Here is a 21,831-nt window from a genome sequence, read left to right on the forward strand (position 1 = left end):
CGCCGTCCTTCTCTGCTCGACTGCCGGGCCCCGGAGCGATCCAGGGCCCGGCGAGGTGCGATCAGGTCAGCGGACGTCCACGAAGTCGCCGCCCGACGTGGCCGCTGCCGTCGTGGGGGTGGCCGTGAAGGCGTACCGCCAGTAGCCGTCCGTCGTGGCCTTGGCCGTCGTTTTGAGGGCTCCTGTGCTGCTCGTGGTGATCGTCTTCACCGTCGTGTACGTGGAGGTGCCCTTCTTTCTGAACTGGAGTTTCACCTTCTGGGCGGCGTAGCCGTGGTAGCCGCCGAGGGTCTCCCAGTCCGCGCGGGTGAGCTTGCCGGTGATCGTGAGGGTCTTGCCCTTGGTGACCGGCTCGGGGGACGCGTTCACCGTCACCGTCGCATCGCGCACCACCGAGGCCGACTTGGCGGCGTGCAGATCGGTGTGTCCCGTGCCGTCCGCGGACTCGGCCCAGGCGGCGACCTTCCAGGCACCGGCGAGGGAGTTGCGGCCGAGGGTCCAGCGCGGCTGGATGTAGGCCAGCTGTGCCGCGCAGGTGGACGTGGTGGCGTTCAGCTTGGTGCAGGTCGCCGGCCAGGTGCCGTAGAGGACGGCGTCGGGCGTGGTGTACGAGCCCCGGTAGAGGTAGAGGTCGCCGCTCGCGATCCCGGACGGGTCGGTCGCGGTGAACTTCGCGGTGAACTCCTGAAGCGGCTCGTCGGTCAGCTCCACCGGCTTTCCGCCGTTCACCACGACGTTCGAGATGCGCGTCGCGCCCACCGTCTCGTCGCTCTGCGGGGCCGGGCCCCCGAACGCCCGCACGATGGTGCGGACGAGGCTGCCGCCCTTGTCGTCGGCCGCGGTGACGCGCAGCGTGACGTAGGAGGCCGTGGCCGGTACGTCCAGGGTGGCGGAGCCGTCGGTCCCGACGGGCAGGTCGGTCCAGTGCGTGCCGTCGTCCGTGGAGTACGCGAGGCCCGTGATCCTCGTGTTCGCCGCTTCCGACGACGTGTTGCGGGTGCGCGCGCTCGCGTCGATCCGGACCGTCCCGGCCGCCGCGCGCCCCAGACTGTCCAGCCCCGAGACCTTCAACGGGGCGTCGATCAGCGGGAGTTCCTTGCCCTCCGCGTAACCCGAGCGGAACGTCCACTCGTTGTGCACGTCCGTCGACAACCGGGCGTACGGGACGCGGCGGTGGACGGTCTGGTCGAGGCTGTACGTCTTCTCGAACGACGGCAGGCTCGACGACGTCACACCCTGGGAACTGTCGAGGCCCGAGGCCTGGGCGTAGGTGACGCCTTCGGACGTCAGCTTGTAGGCGTAGGTCGCGCGGAGGTCGAGGCCCGGGTTGCCCTCGGTGTCGCCGAAGGCGCTTCCCTCGTACAGCGAGATCTTCCCGAAGTACCGCTGTGAGCCGATCGATTGGCCGCGCACCGGCTGGAGCGGGGCCGCGCCCAGCACCTCGCCCGGGCTGGTCCCGGCGGGCAGGGTGCGGTCGGGGAGGTTCAGGGTCAGCTCGCCGGTGCCGTAGTTGAGCAGGCGGCTGTAGGTGATGTCCGGGGTGGTGTACTCGGTGACCGAACCGGCGGCCGGCACCGAGTCCCCGATGAACACGCCCGTCCACTCGCCGAAGGACGGCACGCTCTGCAGGTACGCGGTGGTGCGGGTGCCCGGGGCGTTGATCTTCGTGACGGTCTTCGCCAGGGCGGCGGTACGGACCGTCTTGACGGGCGACGCGGGCACCGTACCGGTGAAGCTGTGCGTGAGGTCGTAGCGGTAGGGGCTCGGGGCGCTCGCGGAGGCGCCCTTCTTGGCGAGCACCTCGTGCAGCCGCAGCGAGACACCGGGCACCGAGAACGGGGTGACGTACACCTTGTCGGGCCCCGCGCCGGCGAAGCCCGCCAGGTCGCCGCCCGGCACGCTGATCCACACGGCGGAGGAGTCCCGGCCGGCGGTGGTGTCGTCGGTACGGATCGCGGTCTCCTTGGCCGCACGCTGGTCGAAAGTGACCGTGGTGGCGGCCGAACCGACGGTGAAGGTACGGGTGAGCAGGTAGCTCGGCTCCATCCAGTCGTCGTGCAACGCCACCGAGAAGTAGTCGCCCGGAGGCAGCTTCACGCTCGAAGTGCCGCCCGAGGTACCGATGTTGACGGCGTACGACGCCCACGTCCTGCGGTCCCAGACGTAGAACATCTTGGACCGGACGTCGGCGTGCGTGATGCTCAGCTTCACCGTGTACGTCGATGCGGCGGCGCTCGCCGTACCGAGACCGCCGCGCGCGGTGGCCGTACTCGTGGCCGCGCCCGCACCAGCACCCGCAGCACCAGCACCAGCACCAGCACCAGCACGCGTGCCCGTCGCCGTCAGCGGAAGCGTCGCCGCCCTGCGGTCCGCCGCGGACTTCCCGGTCGGCCGCATGGAGACCGTGCCGTTCGTGGCGGCGACCGTGTAGCGGGCGGGGTGACCCCCGGCGCCTTCCGGGTCCGTCGTGACCCGGAGGTCCCGTCCGTCGACGAGTTCGACGCGGCCGCCGTCCCCCAACTCGGCACTGCGCGAGCCGCGTTGGGCCGATTCCGGTGCCGCGGAGACCACGCCCACCGTGGCCGGTCCGCGGTCCGCGGCACTCGCCAGGGGCGCGAGCAGCACCGAGGCCGTCACCAACGCCCCACTCACTCCCGCCGCGACCGGTCTTCGCAGCAGCCCACCCACATAGCCCGCCATCGACTGCCCCCTGTGCCTTCCTCTTGAGTCCCCTTGAGACCGACTCCCGGCACATCCGTCACAGGAGTCGATCAGCTCACTCTAAGGTCCAGCGCGCCCGGGGCGCCCTGGGGGGCTCGCACCGTCACGTACGCGCTTCGAGGCGTCGTTCGGCGCGCACCGCGGCGGCGGCGAGTGCCTCGCCCCAGCGCCCGCTGCCGACTTCGAGACGGCCCTGGCCCGCAGTTCCGCACCGGGCGGCTCGTCGACCGCATGACGGCCGCACACCCCGGACTGGCGAACCCCTACACCCTGTGGATCTCGGCCCACGACCTCCTCGCTCCCGGCGCCCGACGCCGCCAACTCCCGTGTGGATTGAAACCGTTCAATCCACACAGCCGGCCACAAAAACAATTGCACAGTTGATTGACCCCGACCTCACACGGCTCTACGTTACCCACGCCTCTCACGAATGAATCGATTCAGATCCGGATCCGATTCATCCGGTCCAGCAGTGCGTGCGAGTGAGGAGTCGTAGTGATCAGCAGGAGGAGCATTCTCGCGGGTGCCGTCGCCACGGTCGCGGCGGTGACCGCCGAGGGCGTACCGGCGGTGGCCGCGCCGGCAGCCGGGCAGGGTCGGGCGCGGACAGCCGGCGGGCTGCGCGTCGCCGCGCCGACCGTGGAGTACGTCCGGCACCCGCTGGGCCTCGACGCCCAACGGCCCAGACTGAGCTGGCCGTTGGTGTCCGACAAGGTGGACGTGCGGCAGAGCGCCTATCAGGTGCGGGTCGCCACCACCGCGTCACGCCTGTCCCGGCCGGACGTCTGGGACAGCGGGAAGGTCATGTCCGGCGAGTCCGTCCTCGTGTCCTACGGAGGCCCCGCACTCGCGCCGAGAACCCGCTACCACTGGTCCGTTCGCGTGTGGGACGACGACGGCCGGGTCTCCGGCTGGAGCACGCCCTCGTGGTGGGAGACCGGACTCATGACGGGCGGGGAGTGGACCGCCGAGTGGATCTCCGCGCCGGCCGGCCTCGTCGACGCGCCGTCCTTCGAGGGCGGTTCGTGGATCTGGTTCCCCGAGGGCGATCCGACGAGCAGCGTGCCGGCGGCCACGCGCTGGTTCCGGCGGACCGTCCGACTCCCGGACGGGATCACGTCGGCCACGCTGGCGATCACCGTCGACAACGTGTACGCCGTCTCCCTCAACGGGGTCGAGGTGGCGCACACCGACCTCGACACGGACAACGAGGACTGGAAACGCCCGGCCGTGGTCGACGTACTGGACCGGGTGCGGGCGGGCGACAACGTTATCGCCGTCGCCGCGACCAACGCGACCGAAGGCCCGGCGGGGCTCGTCGCCGTCCTCGTGGTCCGTACCGCGACCGGTGAGCAGAAGGTGTTCACCGACGGCTCCTGGAAAGCCACGGATCATGAACCCCCTTCGGGCTGGCGGGACTTGGGGTTCGACGACGGGGGCTGGCCGGCGGCGAGAGTGGCCGCCGCGTGGGGCGCGGGGCCGTGGGGACGGGTGGTCCCGGTGTCGTACGCCGTGACCCAGCTGCGGCACGAGTTCCGGCTGCCGCGCCGGAAGGTGGCACGCGCGCGGCTGTACGCCACGGCGCTCGGTCTGTACGAGGCCCACCTCAACGGCAGCCGGGTGGGCCGCGACGAACTCGCCCCCGGCTGGACGGACTACCGCACCCGCGTGCAGTACCAGGCGTACGACGTCACCGAGTTGCTGCGGCCCGGCGCCAACGCGATCGGGGCGTATCTGGCACCCGGCTGGTACGCGGGCAACGTGGGCATGTTCGGGCCCGGCCAGTACGGCCAGGTCCCGGCGCTGCTCGCGCAGTTGGAGGTGGAGTACGCGGACGGGACGCGCGAGCGCATCACCTCGGGCGGCGACTGGCGGGCCGCCGCCGGGCCGATCGTCGCCGCCGACCTGCTCAACGGCGAGACGTACGACGCCCGCAAGGAGACTCCCGGCTGGGCTGCGCCCGGCTTCGACGACACGGGCTGGCTCGGCGTACGGGGCAGGGGCGGCGCCGGTGCCTTCGGGCCCGGTCTGGTCGTCGCGCAGGTGGACGCCCCGGTACGGGTCGAGCAGGAGCTGACGCCGAAGGCGATCACCCAACCCAGGCCCGGCGTCCACGTGTTCGACCTCGGTCAGAACATGGTCGGCTCGGTGCGGCTGCGGGTGTCCGGCGCCGCGGGCGGGACCGTCCGGCTCAGACACGCCGAGGTGCTCAACCCCGACGGCACGATCTACACCGCGAACCTGCGGACCGCGGCGGCCACCGACACGTACACCCTCAAGGGCGGCGGGAAGGAGGAGGTCTACGAACCCCGCTTCACCTTCCACGGGTTCCGCTACGTCGAGGTGACCGGGTTCCCGGGCACGCCGACCGCGAAGGCCGTCACCGGGCGGGTGATGCACACGTCCGCCCCCTTCACGCTGGACTTCGAGACCGACGTGCCGATGCTCAACCAGCTGCACCACAACATCACTTGGGGGCAGCGCGGCAACTTCCTCTCCGTGCCGACCGACACGCCCGCGCGCGACGAGCGGCTCGGCTGGACGGGAGACATCAACGTCTTCGCGCCCACGGCCGCCTACACGATGGAGTCGGCCCGCTTCCTGTCCAAGTGGCTTGTCGATCTGCGGGATTCACGGACCTCGGAGGGCGCGTTCACGGACGTGGCGCCGGCGGTCGGCGCGCTCGGCAGCGGCACCGCGGGCTGGGGCGACGCGGGCGTCACCGTCCCCTGGGCCCTCTACCAGGCGTACGGCGACAAGCAGGTCCTGCGGGACGCCTGGCCGTCGGTCAAGACCTGGCTGACGTACCTGGAACGGAACAGCGATCAACTGCTGCGCCCGGCACAGGGATACGGCGACTGGCTGAACGTCGAGGACGAGACGCCGAAGGACGTCGTCGCCACCGCGTACTTCGCGCACAGCGCCGACCTCGCCGCCCGGATGGCCGGGGAGCTCGGCGAGGACGCGGACGCCGGCCTGTACCGCGGTCTGTTCGGGCGCATCCGGACGGCCTTCCAGAACGCCTACGTCGCCGCCGACGGCCGGATCAAGGGCGATACGCAGACGGCGTACGTCCTGGCGCTGTCGATGGACCTGCTGCCGGACGCGGCGCGGGGGCCCGCGGCGGACCGGCTGGTGGCGCTGATCGAGGCCAAGGACTGGCATCTGTCGACCGGTTTCCTCGGCACTCCCCGGCTGCTGCCCGTCCTCACCGACACGGGTCACACCGACGTCGCCTACCGCCTCCTGCTGCAACGCACCTTCCCCAGCTGGGGATATCCGATCGACCGGGGCTCCACCACGATGTGGGAACGCTGGGACTCCATCCGGCCCGACGGCAGTTTCCAGGACGCGGGCATGAACTCCTTCAACCACTACGCCTACGGCTCGGTGGGGGAATGGATGTACACGAACATCGCCGGCATCTCGGCGGGCGGGCCCGGCTACCGCGAGATCGTCGTCCGGCCCCGCCCGGGCAAGGACGTCACCTCCGCCCGCGCCGAGTTCACCTCGCTCTACGGCCCGGTCGCCACGCGGTGGCGCCTGAAGGGCGGCCGTTTCACCCTGACCTGCGAGGTGCCGCCCAACACGACCGCGGAGGTGTGGGTGCCCGCGGCAGGACCGGCGGCGGTCGGACACACGCACGGGACGTTCCTGCGGCAGGAGGAGGGCTGCGCGGTCTACCGGGTCGGCTCCGGTACCCACCGCTTCACCACCTGACGAGCGTCCGGTACCCACCGCTCGCCGCCCGTCGATCGTCCGTGAATCACCCCGGATATGTCCTTGATCGGTAACGGACGCATCCCTTCGCCGCCGCTTCTCGTCCTGCCAGTTGGTCGTTGGGTGACCAGGGAATCGGCGAGGAACTTCGGGAGAGCGGGGCGGACATGGCGCGGCACGGCGGCGGGCACGGGTGGTACGGCAAGGTGTTCGGCGCGGCGCTCGGGGTGGCGCTGCTCGCCGCCGGCGCCTCGACCTGGACCGCGCAGGCCGGTGCCCCGTCGCCGAAGGCCGCCGCGTCGGCGCCTTCGGCGGCGGGCGGCCACGTCGAGCGCGTCGCCGTGACCATCGCGCACGCCTCGGACAAGGGGACGCGCGGCGTCAACATCACCATCGACGACGGCCCCGACCCCGAGTGGACCCCCCAAGTACTCGACGTGCTGAAGGAGTTCGGGGTCAAGGCCACGTTCTGCATGGTGGGGACGCAGGCGCAGGCCCACCCCGACCTCGTGAAGCAGGTCGTCGCCGCCGGGCACCGGCTGTGCGACCACTCGGTGTCGCACGACACCACGATGGACAAGAAGTCCCAGGCCTACCAGTCGCAGCAGATCCTCGACGCCGAGCGCATGATCACCGAGGCGTCCGGGGGCGTCCGGCCGATGTACTACCGGGCGCCCGGCGGGGCCTTCACTCCCTACAGCCGCAACCTCGCCGCCTCCCACGGCATGCGCCCGCTGGGCTGGAACGTGGACACCAAGGACTTCGAGCAGCCGGGCACGGACGCCATCGTCGCCACCGTGCAGCGGGAGTTGCCGAACGGTCCGACCCTGCTCTTCCACGACGCCGGCGGCGACCGCTCCCAGACCGTCGAGGCCCTGCGCCGGATCCTGCCCCAACTCAAGCAGCAGGGATACGAGTTCGGCTTCCCGGTGTGCTGAGACCCGGCCCCGCCCCGGCCCAGGCCCCACCCCCGTCCCCGGCCCCGTCCACGCCAACTGTGTGACGGGGCTCACTTCGTAGTGAAAACCCGCGGAGCTCGTCCCGCGTCTAGCCGGTGTGAGATCAGTCAGGAAGGCACCCGGCGAGCCGGACGAGGAACGTCTCGTCCGGCTGGTCGCCAGGGGTGACCGCGCGGCGTTCGAGGAGCTGTACCGGCGTACCGCGCCGTGGCTGGCGGTGCGGCTGCGCCGGCGCTGCGGCGACGAGCAGATCGTCGCCGAGGTGATGCAGGAGACGTATCTGGCGGTGTGGCGCGCGGCCGGCGCGTTCGCGGGCGCCTCGGTGGGCGGGACGGCCGTCGGCTGGCTGTGGACGATCGCCGCACGCCGGCTCGTCGACGCCTTCCGGCGCAGGGCCCACCACGCCGAGCCGCCCCTGGCCGCCGCTCCCGCCGACGCGGCGCCCGCCGCCGAGGAGGAGGCCCTCGCGGCCACCGTCGGCGGAGACGTCGGTGACGCGCTGCGCCGCCTCGCGCCGGAGTTGCGGCAGGTACTGCAGGCCATGGTGCTCGACGGGCTCTCCGTCCGGGAGACCTCCGTCCTGCTCGGCCTGCCCGAAGGCACGGTCAAGACCCGTGCGCGCCGGGCCCGGATCGCGATGCGGAGGGCGCTGACATGAGGGCGGAGGGCGCTGACATGGACGTGGAACACGCGTCGACGCGGATCATCGACGGTTACGCACGCGGCGGCACGGACCTCGCCGCCGACGAAGTATGGGCCGTGGAAGCCCACTTGGAGGCGTGCCGGATCTGCCGGGACCGGCTCTCGGCCGCCGTCACCGCGCACGCGCCCACCGTGGCCGAGCTCGTCGACACCGTTTGGTCCGGCCTCGAACCCCGGCTCGCCGCCACCACCCCGGTACCGCGCCGCCGGTATCGGTCGGTACGGCTGTCGAGTTGGCTGACGCCCACGATGGTGCCGTGGCTGGCCATGGTCGTGAGCGTCACCCTGCTCGCGCTCCTGCTGGACGTGGTCGGCGGCGGTTTCGGCCTCGGCTCCGGACCCCGCGATGTGTCGCTGGTGCTGCTGCTCGCGCCGATCCTGCCGGTGCTCGGCGTCGCGGCCTCGTGGTCGCAAGGGCTCGATCCGGCCTACGAGTTGACGGCGTCGGTGCCCAGGGCCGGCCTCCATCTGGTGCTGCGGCGCACGGCGTCCGTGCTCGCCGTGGTCGTGCCCGCGCTGCTGGTGGCCGGCTGGGCCACGGGGGTGCCGGGCGTGACGGCCGCGCAGTGGCTGCTGCCCTGTCTGGCCTTCACCTCGACGACCCTGGCGCTCGGCGGTGTCGTCGGGGTGACCCGGGCCGCCGTCGCGGTGGTGGTCGTATGGGCCGCCGTCGTCGTGACACCGACCGTGGCCGCGAGCCGGGCGACCTTCGCACTACAGACGGGCGGTCTGCCGGTGTGGGGGCTGGTCCTCACGCTCGGTGTGGGTGTCGTGATCGCCCGCAGGGGTGCGTACTCCGTGCTGGGGGCGCATCGATGACGACTGAGGCACCCGTCGGACAACCCACCACGAAGACAAGTGAAAGGAGCGCTCCATGATGCCCGCGGTGAGCGCGGCCGACATCGCGCCGACACCCTACGCCTGGCAGATCCGGGCCACCGGGCTGAAGGTCAGGGTCGGCCGGAAGCGGATGGCCGTCGACGGGCTCGACCTGTCGCTGGGCACCGGTGTGCACGGTGTCCTCGGGCCCAACGGGGCCGGCAAGACCACTCTCATCAGGGCGTTGGCCACCGTGCTGCGCCCTGCCGAGGGCACCCTCGAACTGCTCGGCGAGTCCGCCGGCGGCATGGGCGAGCACCGGGCGGTACGTCGCCGGATCGGCTATCTGCCGCAGGAGTTCGGCTACTACAAGCGGTTCACCGTGCGCGAGTTCGTCGAGTACATGGCGTGGCTGAAGGAGGTGCCGAAGGCGGACATCCCCGGGGCGGTGCAGCGTGCCGTGGAGCGGGTGGGCCTCGCGGACCGCGCCGACGACCGGATGAAGGCGCTGTCCGGCGGCATGGTGCGCAGGGTCGGCATCGCCCAGGCCATCGTCAACGATCCGGCGATCCTGCTGCTCGACGAACCGACGGCCGGCCTGGACCCGGCCCAACGGCTGCGTTTCCGCGAGCTGTTGCAGGAGCTGGGCGCGGACACCTGCGTGGTCGTCTCGACCCACCTCGTCGAGGACGTCGCCGCCGCCTGCACCGACGTGGTGCTCTTCGCCGAGGGCCGGCTGGTCTTCCAGGGCACCCCGGACGAACTGGCCGCCGCGGGCGGTCCCGAGCACGTGGGCGACAGCCCGCTGGAGCGCGGCTACTCGGCGCTGCTCCAGAACCCCGAGCGGGAGAGGGGTTCCTGGTGAACGCACGTGTCCCGCATGCCGACCTGAACCTGCGCGTCCCTCGCGTCGACATCAACTTCCGTGTCCTGCGTACCGAGTTGAGACGTTCCGTCGCCCCGTGGGCCGGCGGCGTGGTCCTGACGAGCGCGCTCGCGTTCCTCTACCTGCTGGGCAACGCCTCGTGGTGGAACGGCACCACCGCGTGGACGGCCCAGTGGACGTCCCTGGCGATGTGGACCCGCAGCCTGCTGTTCTACCTGTGGCCGCTCGCCGTCGGGTTCGGCGCCCTCCAGGGTCTGCGCGACCACCGCTCGAAGATGATCGAGCTGCTGACCAGCACACCGCGCCCCGCCCGGCATCGCGCGGCCGTCCCGGCGGGCGCCACGGCGATCACGCTCACCTCGGCCTTCGCGCTCCTCGTCCTCGTCGGCGGCGTCCAAGTGCCCGCCCACACCGACTACTTGCACTTCGGCTGGCTGCCCATCTCCCTGATCGGCGCGCTCTTCCTCGTCGCGGGAGCCCTGCTGGGCATGGGCGCCGGACGGGCCCTGCCCTCCGCGCTCACCCCGCCCCTGCTGGCCGTCGGCGCCTTCGTGTTCACCGCCCTCATGCACATGTCCCTGGGCCGGACGAGCACGATCGACCCGGCGACGGGGTTCGACAGCACGCAGCCGAAACGCGTCTCCCTCCTCTCACCGGAGGTCGAGGAGGTGCACAACGTCCTCGTCACGGTCTCCACCCCCGTGCACGTCGGCCAGACGATCTGGCTCCTCGGCATGGCCCTGACCGGCTTCGCGCTGCTGGTCGCCGCGACCCCGCGCGCCCGGCTGCTCGCCCTGACACCCGTCGTCGCGGGCGCGGTGCTCGCCCTGCTCGTCCTGCCCTCCGACCCACGCCGGATGTACGTCGTCGACCGGGCCGCCGCCGAGTCGGTGTGCGACGGCCCGGTCTGCGTGGCCAGGGCGCACCAGGACCGGCTGGCCGGCCTGGCGGCTCCCGGCAAGGAGGCGCTGCGCCTGCTGCACGGCGCGCTGGGCGACCGGGCGCCGGTCGCGGTCCGCGAGAACACCGCCGTACTGCCGTACGGATCGACGCCACGGTGGTCCCGTACGACCGTGCTCTTCGGCTTCGACGACGCCGTCGTCGCCGACGCGAAGGGCGAGGAGCTGACCCGGGCCCTGCTCGCCAAGGGGCTGGCGCCGGACTGCACCCCCGTCGGCTGGAGCGGCTTCGGGAGCGCCGACTACGCGCAGACCGTCGCGGTGGGCTGGATCCTCGGGGAGCTGAAGCCGCTGCCCGGCACGTCGGCGAGCATGCGCCGCGAGGTCGAGGCCGAGACGCGCCCGGTGTGGAAGAAGCTCAAGGCGCTGCCGTGGTCCGAGCAGCTCGCGCGGATCAACGCGATGCGCGCGACCGCGCTGTCCTGCGAGGGCGATCCGTTCGAGGTGCTGTCCGGCGGCACGGCCCGGTGAGGCGCGCTCCCGCGAGACGGCCGGCATCGGCACGGCTCCCGTCGAGATGGCCGGCGTTGAGATGGCTGACGCTGTACGCCCGCTCGCGTCAGGTCCCCGCGTCGCTCGCCGCCGTGGTGACCGGCACGGTGGTGATCTGGGCGCTCGCCCCGGACGGCGGCCGGGCGCCCGGTGATCCGCGACTGCCCGTGCTCGTCCTCGCCATGGGCACGATGGCCGCCTCGATCGGGCTCGGCGGACAGGACCTCGCGCTGGACCGGACGGCCGCGATCCGCTGGGTGCCGCGCAGAGCGGCGCACGTGCTGCTCGCCGGGACGGTCGTCGCCGCGGTGCTGCTGGCGGTGCAGGCGATGGGCGCGCCCCTGGCCGGTGCCGGGTTCGTCGTCCGGGACAGCGCGGGCCTGACCGGACTGGCCGCCCTGGGCGCGGCGCTGTCGGGCGGCCGGTACGCGTGGACGCCGCCGTTCGCCTGGCTCTCCCTGTCGTTCGTCGCCCCGCCCGCCACGAGTACGCCGACGCGGGTGACGTCCTGGCTGCTGCTGCCGCCGGGCACCCCGGCGGCCGGCTGGACGGCCCTGCTCCTCCTGGCGGGCGGCACGACCGCCTACGCCCTCGCGGGACCTAGGCGGTAGGCGGCGCGAACCGTCAACTCGTGGGCACCGGACGGTCGTAGACGTTGTCCGGGGTGACGATCTCGGTGACCGCGCGGGCGACCAACGAGGACGGCTCCTGGCCGCCGGAGGTGATGTCGGTGTTGAGCAGGACGACCAACGTCGCCTTCTGCGAAGGGAGATAGACGGTCACGCTCTCGTAGCCCGGGATGGAACCGTTGTGCCCGATCCAGCCGCCGCTGTCGAAGATGCCGAGGCCGTAGCCGAGCCCGGGGAATCCGGTCGGCAGGGTCTTCAGGCGCTGCTTCTGGGTCTCCGGGCTGAGCAGCGTGCCGGTGGCGACGATCTTCGCCCAGCGGTGCAGGTCGTGCAGGTCCGAGATCATCGCGCCGGCCGACCAGCCCCAACTCGGGTTCCAGTCGGTGGAGTCGACGACCTCGCCGCTCAGCGTCTGGTTGGTGTAGCCGCGGGGGTGCGGCTCGGGGAACTCACGGACGTTCGGGCCGTCGGGGAACAGCGTGTGGTCGAGGTCGGCCGGGCGCAGCACCCGCCGGTCGATGACGTCGGCGACGTGGTGTCCCGTGACCTTCTCGATCACCAGGCCGAGCAGGACCAGGTTGCTGTTGTTGTAGACGAACACCTTGCCCGGCGCGGAGGTGTTGCGGTGCTTGTAGCCGTACGCGAGCAGCTCGTCCGGGGTGAACGAGCGGGTCGGGTCGCTCAGCAGGTCGTGCACGAAGTCGGGGTCGGAGCTGTACGGGAACAGTCCGCTGCGCATCTCGGCCAGGTGGCGCAGGGTGATGCGGCGGCCGTTCGGCACGCCGTGGACGTAGCGGTCGATCGGGTCGTCGAGGCGGATCCGCCCGTCGTCGACGAGCTGGAGCAGCGCGGTGACCGTGAAGGTCTTGGTCTCGCTGCCGATCCGCAGGTACATGTCGGTGCTCATCGGCGCGCCGGTGGCCTTGTCGGCGACGCCGGTCGAGCGGACGTAGCACCCCTTGCCCGGCATCCACAGTCCGACGGTGACGCCGGGGATGCCGGCCTGTCGGCGGACGTCCGCGACGGCCTTGTCAAGGCGGGCGGTCAGGTCATGGCCGAGGCCGCCCGACGGGCACTCGTCATGGTCGTGCCGGTCCGCAGCCACAGAGTCAACGGTAGCCGTGGGGGTGGCGGCGGTGGCGGAGACCGCCGTCATCGGGGTCAGTACGGACGCCACCAGCAGCACAGCTGCGAACAGGCGGCGGGAGGGGGTACGTCGCATGTGGGGGTGCTTCTTCCGGTCGGGGCTGAGGGTGTCACGCCACCATCCGGAGTCCGCCGCGAGGCACTCCCGCCGTGCGCGCCCCTTGGAGTCCACTCGATCGGACCGGCGTTCGGACGTACCGCACGGGTTCAAGGTTTGATCCGGCCGGCGGGTGAGGTCGCGGCGGTACAGCAGGCTGTACGGCAGACCGGCCCGCAAGCTGGATCGATCACCGTGCGGCTGCTTCCTAGGTTGGTGAGCACACCGGAGGCCCGGTGCACCGAACCGCCAACTCACCGGGAGACAGCCCATGATGACGATCCGTCACCTCACCGCCGCAGCCGCGCTGGCCGCCCTCGGGCTCGGGCTCGTGACGCCCGCCGCGAGCGCCACGAACGCCACGGAGTCCCGCCGCTCCACCCTCCAGCGGAGCGTGGACGCCATCCAGAAGACGGGGACCGTGGCCGTCCTGGCCCAGTCGACGGGTCCGGACGGACGGCGGTACGCCACCGCCGGAGTGTCCGACACCGCCACGGGGCGAGCGGCACGCGCCACGGACCGGTTCCGGATCGCCAGCTCCACCAAGACCTTCGTCTCCACCGTGCTGCTGCAACTGGTCGGCGAGGGAAGGGTGTCGCTGGACGACACCGTCGAACACTGGCTGCCCGGCCTGGTGGACGGCAACGGCAACGACGGAAACGCCATCACCGTACGGCAGTTGCTCAACCACACCAGCGGGCTGTTCAACTACACCGCCGACTTCCCCGAGATCGCGAGCGTCGACGGTTTCCAGGCCGACCGGTACACCACCTGGACCCCGCGGCAGCTCGTCGGGATCGCGATGCGGCACGCACCGGACTTCGCGCCCGGCACCCAGTGGGAGTACTCGAACACCAACTACATCGTCGCCGGGATGATCATCCAGAAGGCCACCGGCCACACCTGGCAGCAGGAGGTGACCCGGCGCGTCATCCGCCCGCTGGGCCTGCGCGACACCTCGGCCCCCGACACCGCCGCCCGCATCCCCGGCCGACACCTGCACGGCTACTCCGACTTCGGTGACAGCGGGCCCACCATCGACGTCACCGACCTCAACCCGACGGCCGCCGGAGCGGCCGGCGCCATGATCAGCACGACCGGCGACCTGACCCGCTTCTTCTCGGCGCTCCTGGGCGGCAGGCTGCTGCGCCCGGCCCAGCTCGCCGAGATGAAGACGACGGTACGGGCCGCCTCCCTCGACCCCGTCTGGCCCGGCGCCCGCTACGGCCTGGGCCTGATGGAGATCCCGCTGACCTGCGGCGGCGTCTACTACAGCCACGCCGGCGACCTCATGGGCTACACCACCCGCGACGGGGTCACCGCCGACGGCCGCCACACCGTCGTCCTGGAGGCGACCGGCGACGGCGCGCCCGACCTGTCCACGGAGCTGGCGCAGAACGCGCTGATCGACACGGAACTGTGCGGCGCCACGAAGAAGTAGCTGTTCTACGGCGTGCTCTGGACGTCCTCGTGCAGGTGGACCACGAGCCACTGCCCGCCGGAGTCGGCCCGCCGCAGTATCGCCGTGTTGCGGGCCAGGTCCGGTGGGGCCGCGCGGTAGTGGACCCGCAGCCAGTAGCGGGCCACGGCCAAGTCACCGAAGACGTCGACGACTTGGCCGTACGCCGTGAGGCCGGTCTCGGCGGGTTCGCCGTCGGCCGTCGGTCGGCCGTCCCGGACGCGGTCCAACTCGCCCTTGCCACACAGGAGTTCGGGGGTCGCCGAGTCCCAGACGGTGGCCTCGGGGTCGAGGTAGGAGTCGATGCGCTCGCGGTCGCCCGCGGTGTAGCCCTCGTACATGCCCGTGATCACCGCCCACACCTCTGCCAGCTCGGCGGGCGCGCCACCCGGGCGGGCACCACCGCCGGGTGCGGGGGTGGCGGAACGGGACGGAGAAGCGGGCATGGCGGGGTCCTTGCGTGGGTGCGTGCGATGAGCGACGGGACGCGGGTGGGGCTCGGGTCAGGGGAGGACGACCAGGTCCCGGGGTGTGCGGTTGAGGCGCTCGCCGCCGTCCTCCGTGCAGATCACGATGTCCTCGATCCGCGCCCCGTACCGGCCGGGCAGATAGATGCCGGGTTCGACGGAGAAGGCCATGCCCGGTGCCAGCGGGAGCGGGTTGCCGGTCACGATGTAGGGCTCCTCGTGGGTGTCGAGGCCGATGCCGTGTCCGGTGCGGTGGACGAAGTGCGGTCCGTGTCCGGCGTCGGTGATGATGTCCCGCCCCACGGCGTCGAGTTGGCCCGCACTGATGCCCGGCCGTACGGCGTCGGTCTGGGCACGTTGGGCGCTGAGCAGCACGTCGTAGAGGCGGCGGAACTCGGCGGGCGGCTCGCCCACCGCGTACACCCGGGTGGAGTCGGAGCAGTAACCGTCCCTGGTCGTACCGCCGATGTCGACGACCACGGGGTCGCCGGCCCTGATCACGCGGTCGGAGACCTCGTGGTGCGGGCTGGCGCTGTTGGGGCCGGAGCCGACGATGACGAAGTCGACCCGGACGTGCCCCTCGTCGAGCATCGCGTCCCCGATGTCCCGGCCGACCTCGCGTTCGGTGCGTCCGGCGCGCAGCCACTCGCCCATACGGGCGTGCACCCGGTCGATGGCGGCCCCGGCCCGGCGCAGGGCGGCCGCCTCCTGCGAGGTCTTGCGCATCCGCAGCCCGTTGAGCACTCCTCCGGCCAACTCCTGTTCGGCGTCCGGCAGTACGGCACGGAAGGCGAGGGTCTTCTCCGCCCACATGTGGTTGTCGACGCCGATCCGGGCCGTGCGGGCGGGCAGCCGGGCCGCGACGAGGGCGTAGGGGTCCTCGGTCTCCTGCCAGCCGGTGATCTCGATGCCCAGGTCACCGGCCGGGGACGCCTGCGCGGCGGGTTCCTCCAGGGCCGGGACGAGGAGGAAGGGGTCGCCGTCGGCCGGCAGCACCAGGCAGGTCAGCCGCTCCAGCGGCAGGGCGTCGTAGCCGGTCAGGTAGCGCAGGTCGGCGCCGGGCGAGATCAGCAGGGCGTCCAGACCGGCTCGGGCCGTGGCCTCCCGGGCGCTGTGGAGGCGATCGGCCGGATACAGGTCGGCGAGCTGTCCGTCGTCGGGCATCGGTCCTCCGTGAGGGATCGTGAGAGGTCGTGAGGGGTCGTGAAAGGTGTCCGTGCGGCCGGACCGTTCGGCCCGGACCGGGTCAGGCCGCGTACAGCCGGCACGCCACGCCCCCGGCGATCAGCTGCGGTTCCTCCCGGTCGCAGCCGTCGAAGGCCTGCGGGCAACGGGGGTGGAAACGGCAGCCGGTGGGCGGTTCGGCCGGGTCGGGCACGTCGCCGGGGAGTTCGGCGGGCAGCACGCCCGCTCCGTCGGGCTTGGGTACGGCGGCCAGCAGGGCCTGCGTGTAGGGGTGGCGTGGTTCGGCCCAGACCTCGGCGGTGGGGCCGGTCTCCACGATCCGCCCGAGGTACATCACGGCGATCCGGTCGGCGATCAGCCGGACGACGGACAGGTCGTGGCTGATGAACAGCAGCCCGGCGCCCGACTCGACGGCCAACGACCGCATCAGCGTGGCCACTTGGAGCTGCGCGGAGGCGTCGAGCGCGGAGATCGGCTCGTCGCCGACCAGCAGCCGGGGGCGGGCGGCGAGCGCGCGGGCGATGGCGATGCGCTGGCGCTGGCCGCCGGAGAACTCCTGCGGGTAGCGCCCGGCGGCGTCCGCCGACAGCCCCACCCGCTCCAACAGGTCCTCCGGGGTGGCGCCTTCGGCCGCCTCGCCCCGCCCTGCCACCGTGCGGATGCCGTCGGAGAGCTGCGCGCCCACCCGGCGCCGGGGGTTGAGGGAGCCGTACGGGTCCTGGAAGACCATCTGGATACCGGTCAGGGCCGGTTCGCGCCGACGCACCCGCAACGGACGTACCGGCGTGCCGTCGTAGACGATCCGTCCTTCCGCCGGCGGGACGAGCCCGCAGACCGCGCGGGCCAGCGTCGACTTCCCGCAGCCCGACTCGCCCACCAGGCCCACGACTTCACCGGCCCGCACCTGGAGGCTGACCCCGGCGACGGCACGGGTGGGCGGTGCGCCCGGCCGGTGGTACTGGACGACGAGGTCGTCGACCGAGAGGAGAGGGGCCGTCGGGTCGGGGGCCATACGGGTCGTCATGCGGTGCTCCTTCCGGGGAGCGCGTCCAGGAGCGTACGGGTGTACTCGTGCCGCGGCTCGGTGAGGACCTGGCCGCGCGCACCCGTCTCCACGACCAGTCCGTGGCGCATCACGCTCACCTCGTCGGCGATCGCGGACATCACGCCCAGGTCGTGGGTGACCAGCAGGACGGCGAGGCCGAGGTCGTCGCAGAGGCCGCGCAGCAGCCGCAGCACACCGGCCTGCACGGTCACGTCGAGGGCGGTGGTCGGCTCGTCGGCGATCAGCACCTTCGGCTCGCAGGCCAGCGCGATGGCGATGGCGATGCGCTGCCGCATCCCGCCGGAGAACTGGTGGGGGTAACGCCGCAGCGCCTCGCGGGGGTTGGGGATACGGACCTGCGTCAGCAGCTCGGCGGCCCGCTCCTTCGCCGCCTTGCGGTCCAGCTTCAGGTGGTGGCGTAGGTGGTCGGTGAGCTGGTGTCCGATGCCGAGCATGGGGTGCAGGCTGGTGGACGGGTCCTGGAACACCATGCTCACCGATCGGCCGCGCAGGGCGGCGAGTTGGCGGGGCGGAAGGGTGAGCAGGTCGGTGCCCTCCAGCTCGATCCGGCCGCCGGTGCGCGAGCCGGGCGGCAGCAGACCGAGCGCGGCGAGCCCGGTCATGGTCTTGCCCGAGCCGCTCTCCCCTGCCAACCCGTGCACGCGCCCCGGCCGCAGCGCGAGGTCGACGCCGCCGAGGATGCGTCGGCCGCCCAGGTCGAGGGTGAGGCCGCTGATCTCCAGCACGTTGCCGCCGGTCATGCGACCCGCTCCTTCTCCGCGCCGATCGTGCGGGCGGTGCCGGGATCGAGGGCGTCCCGGAGCGTGTCGCCCAGGAAGTTGAAGGCGAGGACGACGGTGAGGATGGCCAGGCCCGGGAAGACCCCGATCCACCACTTGTCGAACTGCTGGGTGCCGTCCGCCACCATCGCGCCCCACTCGGCCGTCGGCGGCTTGGCGCCGAGCCCGAGGAAGGACAGCCCGGACAGCAGCAGCGTCGCCGTGCCGATGTCGAGGGTTGCCAGGACGAGCAGCGGGCCGAGCACGTTGGGCAGGATGTCGACGCGCAGGGACCGCCAGGCGGAGAAGCCCAACAGCCGTCCGCTGAGCACGAATTCACGGTTCCGGAGACCCATGACCAGGCCCCGGGTGACGCGTGCGTACGACGGCCAGGACACCACCAGGACGGCCAGCACCGCGTTCTGGAGGCTGGCGCCGAGCGCGGCGGCGACCACCATCGCGAGGATGACGGTGGGGAAGGCGAACACGAGATCCGCGATCCGCATCACGGTCTCGTCCACCCACCGCCCGAAGAACCCGGCGCAGGCTCCCAACACCCCGCCGACCAGCAGCGACATGGCCACGAGCAGGAGGGCGAGCGGGATGGAGACCCGGGCCCCGTACAGCACCCGGCTCAGCACGTCCCGGCCCAACTCGTCGGTGCCGAACCAGTGTCCGGAGCCGGGGGACGCCAGCCGGGGCAGGTTCTGCGCGAGGGGGTCGTGCGGGGCGAGCAGCGGGGCCGCGACCACGATGACCAGCCAGACCACGGCGACCAGACCGCCGGTGACAGCGAGCGGCCGGCGCCAGGCGGGCGGCAGCCGCCGGAGCAGGGAGAACTTCGCTCCCCCTTCAGGACTGCGTTTCACTGCACCCTCACCCTCGGGTCGATCACGCCGTACAGCACGTCCACGGCGAGGTTGACGGTCAGGTACACCAGGCCGACGACCAGGCCCACGCCCATCACGGCGGGCAGGTCGAGGGTGGTCGCGCTGCGGTAGGCGTAGGCGCCGAGGCCCGGCCAGGCGAAGATCGACTCCACCAGGACCGTGCCCGACAGCAGCGCCCCGAAGGCCAGTCCGGCGACCGTGATGACCGGCACGAGGGCCGCCCGGAGCACGTACTGGAAGAGAACCGTGCGGCCGGGCAGGCCCTTGGCGCGGGCCGCGCGCACGTAGTCCTGGTTGAGCACCTCCAGGACGGCGGAGCGGGTGAAGCGGGTGAGCAGGCCGACGGTGTACGCCGTCAACACCAGGGCGGGCAGGGCGAGATGGCCCACCGCGCTCCAGAACACCGGCCACTGTCCGGCGAGTACGGCGTCGACCGTGTAGAGGCCGGTGACGTGCGGCGGGGCGGTCATGCCGGGGTCGAGGCGGCCGCTGCCCGGGGCCCAGCCGAGCCGGTAGAAGAAGACGTAGAAGGCGAGCAGCGCCAGCCAGAAGGTCGGCACCGACACCCCCAACAGGCTGACCACCCGCAGGAGTTGGTCGGTGAAGCGGTCCCGGCGCAGGGCCGCGACGACACCGAACGCCACGCCCACGACCAGCGAGACCACGATCGCGGCCCCGGCGAGTTCCAGGGTGGCGGGGACGGCCGTCGACAGGTCGTCGAGGACCGGCTGGTGACTCTGCTGGGACTCGCCGAGGTCGCCCTGGAGCAGGTTGCCGAGGTAGGTGACGTACTGGACGGGCAGCGGCTTGTCGAGGCCGTTCGCGTGCCGCCACTGGGCGACGATCGCCGGGTCGCCGATCGCCCGCTGCCCCAGGTTCGCCGCCGCCGGGTCGCCTGGGACGAGGTTGGTGAGGACGAACGTCACCAGGGTCACGCCGAGGGCGAGCAGGACGGCGGTGGCGGTGCGGCGGAGCAGGAAACGGGCGAGGGGATGGCGGGCGAGGAGCCGACGGCGGGCGGCCGGGCGGCCGGCGGGAAGGCGGTCGCCGTCACCGCCTTCCACGTCACCGGCGCCACCCGCGACTTTCCCGCCCGCTCCCTTACTTGGCGCCCAGCGCGGCGACATCGATCGTCCATACGGGGTTGTAGGCGACGCCGGTGACGGACGCGGCGGAGACGGTGTTGCGGCTCGGCTGCATCAGCGGGATGAAGGGGCCGGAGGCGTTCAGCCGGGTCTGGATCTGCTCGTACAGCGCCTTGCGGGCGTCGTCGCCGATCGTGGTCGCGGCCTTGTCGCCGAGCGCGGTGAGGGTGGGGTCGGCGCCGGCCTTCCAGCCCGCGCGCAGGCCCACCAGGTTGCCGGGCAGGAAGGCGAGGTAGTCGCTGGGGTCCGGGTAGTCCGGGCCCCAGTACCAGAGGCCCACCTGCTCCTTGGCGTTGCGGTAGTTGTCGAGTTCCGTGGTGGTCGGCGCGGGGGCCAGCGTGACAGTGATGCCGACCTCCTTCAGCTGGGCCTGGACCCGTTCGGCGAGGGTCTGGAGGGAGAGGCCGTCGACGGTCAGGTCGCTGGCGTAGCCGAGGGTCACGGACGGCTTGCTGATGCCGCTCGCCTTGAGGGCCGCCTGCGCGCCGGCCAGGTCCCGGCCGGCGGCCTGCGAGGCGGGCAGCGCGCCGAGGAACGTCGACGGGATGATCCCGGCGGACTGGACGGAACCCTTCCCGGCGAGCGAGAGCAGGCTCTTGTAGTCGATGCCCTTGCGCACCGCCTCGGCGAACTTCGCGTTGGCCGTCGTACTGCTGACCTTGGTGTTCTGGTTGAGCAGCAGGAAGATCACGTCGGAGGACGCGCCGCTGTCCACCGTGAGTCCGCCGGTCAGCCCGCCGACCTGGTCGGAGGTGAGGTCGAGGGCGATCTGGCTGTCGCCGCGCTGCACGTTCAGCTTCTGGGTGGGCGCCTGGACGTTGCGGAGGACGATCTTGTCGTAGGTCGGCTTGTCCGAGCCGGTGTACTTGGGGTTCTTCTCCAGGACGACCTGCGTGTTCGTGTTGAACGAGGTGAGCGTGTACGGGCCGGAGCCGGCCGACTTGGTGTTGAGGTACTTCTCCGCCGCGTCCGCCGAGGTCGCGCTCCCGCCGTGGGCCTGGACCGTCTTCGCGCTGAGGATGCCGAGCGCGGGGTTGGGGAGGATGAAGGGCAGCGCCGGGTTCGCCTTCTTGGACACCAGGGTGACGGTGGAGGCGTCGGTCTTGCTGACGGTGACGCCGTCGAGCAGGAAGGACGGGTTGCCCTTGAGCGCGATCACCCGGTTCAGCGAGAAGACCACGTCGTCGGCGGTGACCGCACTGCCGTCCGCGAACTTCGCGCCCGTCCGCAGGTGCAGGGTGAGCGTCTTGCCGTCCGTGGACAGTTCGTACGAGGACGCCAGGCCCGGCACCGGCTTGGTGACGTCGCCGCCCTTGAAGGTCAGCAGCGTCTCGTAGAGCGCCTTGTCCACGATCTGCCCGGTCGGCTCGAACTCACGGCCCGGGTCGGCGGTCTTCAGGTTGAACGACGTGTCGACGACCAGGGTCTTGCCGGCGGACGAGCCGGAGGCACTCGAACCGCCGGAGCAGGCGCTCAGGGCGAGCGCCGCGACCGCGACGAGGGAGAGTGCCGCCGGGTAGGACCCGGCACTGAGTCTGGGCATGCGTGCCTCCGTGAGCAGGGCGGAGCGAGGGTTGCGCGAGGGGCGGAGCGGGGGTCGAGCCGGGGCGGAGCGGAAGAAGGCCTGGCGGGTACGGGCGGACGCCGGGAGGGGTCCTGGACGATTCGCCGTTAGGGTGGGCCGAAAATAACCAGGACTCTCGGCCGACGGGACCAGCGCGAGACGAAATG

General features: G+C 72.0%; 17 protein-coding genes. 8 read left to right on the forward strand and 9 right to left on the reverse strand.

Annotated elements, in window-relative coordinates; translation table 11 throughout:
- Positions 1 to 66: 66 nt before the first annotated feature.
- On the reverse strand, positions 67 to 2,700 hold the full coding sequence (locus ACWD5F_RS18040) for a hypothetical protein (protein ID WP_451255377.1): 2,634 nt from the start codon (positions 2,698 to 2,700) through the stop codon (positions 67 to 69).
- Positions 2,701 to 3,216: 516 nt separating this feature from the next.
- On the opposite strand from ACWD5F_RS18040, the gene ACWD5F_RS18045 reads away from it, so the two are divergent.
- The 7 genes from ACWD5F_RS18045 (at position 3,217) to ACWD5F_RS18075 (ending at position 11,869) form a co-directional block, all read left to right on the forward strand.
- A complete protein-coding gene (locus ACWD5F_RS18045) occupies positions 3,217 to 6,441 on the forward strand; it encodes an alpha-L-rhamnosidase (RefSeq protein WP_451255379.1) in 3,225 nt (1,074 codons plus the stop codon).
- A gap of 167 nt (positions 6,442 to 6,608) precedes the next feature.
- Positions 6,609 to 7,379, forward strand: coding sequence for a polysaccharide deacetylase family protein (locus ACWD5F_RS18050; protein ID WP_451255970.1), 771 nt, complete (start codon positions 6,609 to 6,611; stop codon positions 7,377 to 7,379).
- Positions 7,380 to 7,497: 118 nt separating this feature from the next.
- Positions 7,498 to 8,058: an RNA polymerase sigma factor gene (locus ACWD5F_RS18055; RefSeq protein ID WP_451255381.1), complete on the forward strand. Its 561-nt coding sequence runs from the start codon at positions 7,498 to 7,500 to the stop codon at positions 8,056 to 8,058.
- A 17-nt stretch (positions 8,059 to 8,075) separates the two neighbouring features.
- Positions 8,076 to 8,921 (forward strand): zf-HC2 domain-containing protein, encoded by an 846-nt coding sequence (locus ACWD5F_RS18060; protein WP_451255383.1) that lies wholly within the window; start codon positions 8,076 to 8,078, stop codon positions 8,919 to 8,921.
- A gap of 55 nt (positions 8,922 to 8,976) precedes the next feature.
- The gene (locus ACWD5F_RS18065; RefSeq protein ID WP_451255385.1) at positions 8,977 to 9,786 is read left to right on the forward strand and encodes an ABC transporter ATP-binding protein; all 810 of its coding nucleotides are present in this window, start codon (positions 8,977 to 8,979) and stop codon (positions 9,784 to 9,786) included.
- A 50-nt stretch (positions 9,787 to 9,836) separates the two neighbouring features.
- A complete protein-coding gene (locus ACWD5F_RS18070; protein WP_451255971.1) occupies positions 9,837 to 11,237 on the forward strand; it encodes a hypothetical protein in 1,401 nt (466 codons plus the stop codon).
- Positions 11,238 to 11,293: 56 nt separating this feature from the next.
- Positions 11,294 to 11,869 carry a hypothetical protein gene (locus tag ACWD5F_RS18075; protein WP_401719500.1) on the forward strand — a complete coding sequence of 192 codons (576 nt, stop codon included), beginning with the start codon at positions 11,294 to 11,296 and terminating at the stop codon, positions 11,867 to 11,869.
- Positions 11,870 to 11,882: 13 nt separating this feature from the next.
- Here the strand turns inward: ACWD5F_RS18075 and ACWD5F_RS18080 are convergent, their stop codons facing one another.
- On the reverse strand, positions 11,883 to 13,109 hold the full coding sequence (locus ACWD5F_RS18080) for a serine hydrolase domain-containing protein (RefSeq protein WP_451255387.1): 1,227 nt from the start codon (positions 13,107 to 13,109) through the stop codon (positions 11,883 to 11,885).
- Between the two features lie 292 nt (positions 13,110 to 13,401).
- On the opposite strand from ACWD5F_RS18080, the gene ACWD5F_RS18085 reads away from it, so the two are divergent.
- Positions 13,402 to 14,571: a serine hydrolase domain-containing protein gene (locus ACWD5F_RS18085; RefSeq protein ID WP_451255389.1), complete on the forward strand. Its 1,170-nt coding sequence runs from the start codon at positions 13,402 to 13,404 to the stop codon at positions 14,569 to 14,571.
- Between the two features lie 5 nt (positions 14,572 to 14,576).
- Here the strand turns inward: ACWD5F_RS18085 and ACWD5F_RS18090 are convergent, their stop codons facing one another.
- The 7 genes from ACWD5F_RS18090 to ACWD5F_RS18120 form a co-directional block, all read right to left on the reverse strand.
- Complete coding sequence (locus ACWD5F_RS18090; RefSeq protein ID WP_451255391.1) at positions 14,577 to 15,035, reverse strand: DUF4440 domain-containing protein; 459 nt, start codon at positions 15,033 to 15,035, stop codon at positions 14,577 to 14,579.
- A gap of 57 nt (positions 15,036 to 15,092) precedes the next feature.
- A complete protein-coding gene (locus ACWD5F_RS18095; RefSeq protein ID WP_451255393.1) occupies positions 15,093 to 16,220 on the reverse strand; it encodes a M24 family metallopeptidase in 1,128 nt (375 codons plus the stop codon).
- 82 nt (positions 16,221 to 16,302) lie between these two features.
- Positions 16,303 to 17,265, reverse strand: a complete 963-nt coding sequence (locus ACWD5F_RS18100; RefSeq protein ID WP_451255395.1) for an oligopeptide/dipeptide ABC transporter ATP-binding protein — start codon at positions 17,263 to 17,265, stop codon at positions 16,303 to 16,305.
- On the reverse strand, positions 17,262 to 18,047 hold the full coding sequence (locus ACWD5F_RS18105) for an ABC transporter ATP-binding protein (RefSeq protein WP_451255397.1): 786 nt from the start codon (positions 18,045 to 18,047) through the stop codon (positions 17,262 to 17,264). The genes ACWD5F_RS18100 and ACWD5F_RS18105 overlap by 4 nt, the downstream gene beginning before the upstream one ends.
- Positions 18,044 to 18,934: an ABC transporter permease gene (locus ACWD5F_RS18110; RefSeq protein ID WP_451255399.1), complete on the reverse strand. Its 891-nt coding sequence runs from the start codon at positions 18,932 to 18,934 to the stop codon at positions 18,044 to 18,046. The genes ACWD5F_RS18105 and ACWD5F_RS18110 overlap by 4 nt, the downstream gene beginning before the upstream one ends.
- The gene (locus ACWD5F_RS18115; protein WP_451255401.1) at positions 18,931 to 20,019 is read right to left on the reverse strand and encodes an ABC transporter permease; all 1,089 of its coding nucleotides are present in this window, start codon (positions 20,017 to 20,019) and stop codon (positions 18,931 to 18,933) included. Before ACWD5F_RS18115 ends, ACWD5F_RS18110 begins: the two co-directional genes overlap by 4 nt.
- 37 nt (positions 20,020 to 20,056) lie before the next feature.
- Positions 20,057 to 21,643, reverse strand: coding sequence for an ABC transporter substrate-binding protein (locus ACWD5F_RS18120; RefSeq protein ID WP_451255403.1), 1,587 nt, complete (start codon positions 21,641 to 21,643; stop codon positions 20,057 to 20,059).
- Positions 21,644 to 21,831: the final 188 nt, after the last annotated feature.

Source organism: Streptomyces sp. NPDC002499 (genome assembly GCF_053595415.1).

Coding starts and splice junctions, on each gene's coding strand:
- ACWD5F_RS18085 (WP_451255389.1), top strand. CDS start 13,402: ATGATGACGATCCGTCACCTCACCGCCGCAGCCGCGCTGGCCGCCCTC.
- ACWD5F_RS18040 (WP_451255377.1), bottom strand. CDS start 2,700: ATGGCGGGCTATGTGGGTGGGCTGCTGCGAAGACCGGTCGCGGCGGGA.
- ACWD5F_RS18090 (WP_451255391.1), bottom strand. CDS start 15,035: ATGCCCGCTTCTCCGTCCCGTTCCGCCACCCCCGCACCCGGCGGTGGT.
- ACWD5F_RS18095 (WP_451255393.1), bottom strand. CDS start 16,220: ATGCCCGACGACGGACAGCTCGCCGACCTGTATCCGGCCGATCGCCTC.
- ACWD5F_RS18065 (WP_451255385.1), top strand. CDS start 8,977: ATGATGCCCGCGGTGAGCGCGGCCGACATCGCGCCGACACCCTACGCC.
- ACWD5F_RS18105 (WP_451255397.1), bottom strand. CDS start 18,047: ATGACCGGCGGCAACGTGCTGGAGATCAGCGGCCTCACCCTCGACCTG.
- ACWD5F_RS18060 (WP_451255383.1), top strand. CDS start 8,076: ATGGACGTGGAACACGCGTCGACGCGGATCATCGACGGTTACGCACGC.
- ACWD5F_RS18120 (WP_451255403.1), bottom strand. CDS start 21,643: ATGCCCAGACTCAGTGCCGGGTCCTACCCGGCGGCACTCTCCCTCGTC.
- ACWD5F_RS18100 (WP_451255395.1), bottom strand. CDS start 17,265: ATGACGACCCGTATGGCCCCCGACCCGACGGCCCCTCTCCTCTCGGTC.
- ACWD5F_RS18050 (WP_451255970.1), top strand. CDS start 6,609: ATGGCGCGGCACGGCGGCGGGCACGGGTGGTACGGCAAGGTGTTCGGC.
- ACWD5F_RS18080 (WP_451255387.1), bottom strand. CDS start 13,109: ATGCGACGTACCCCCTCCCGCCGCCTGTTCGCAGCTGTGCTGCTGGTG.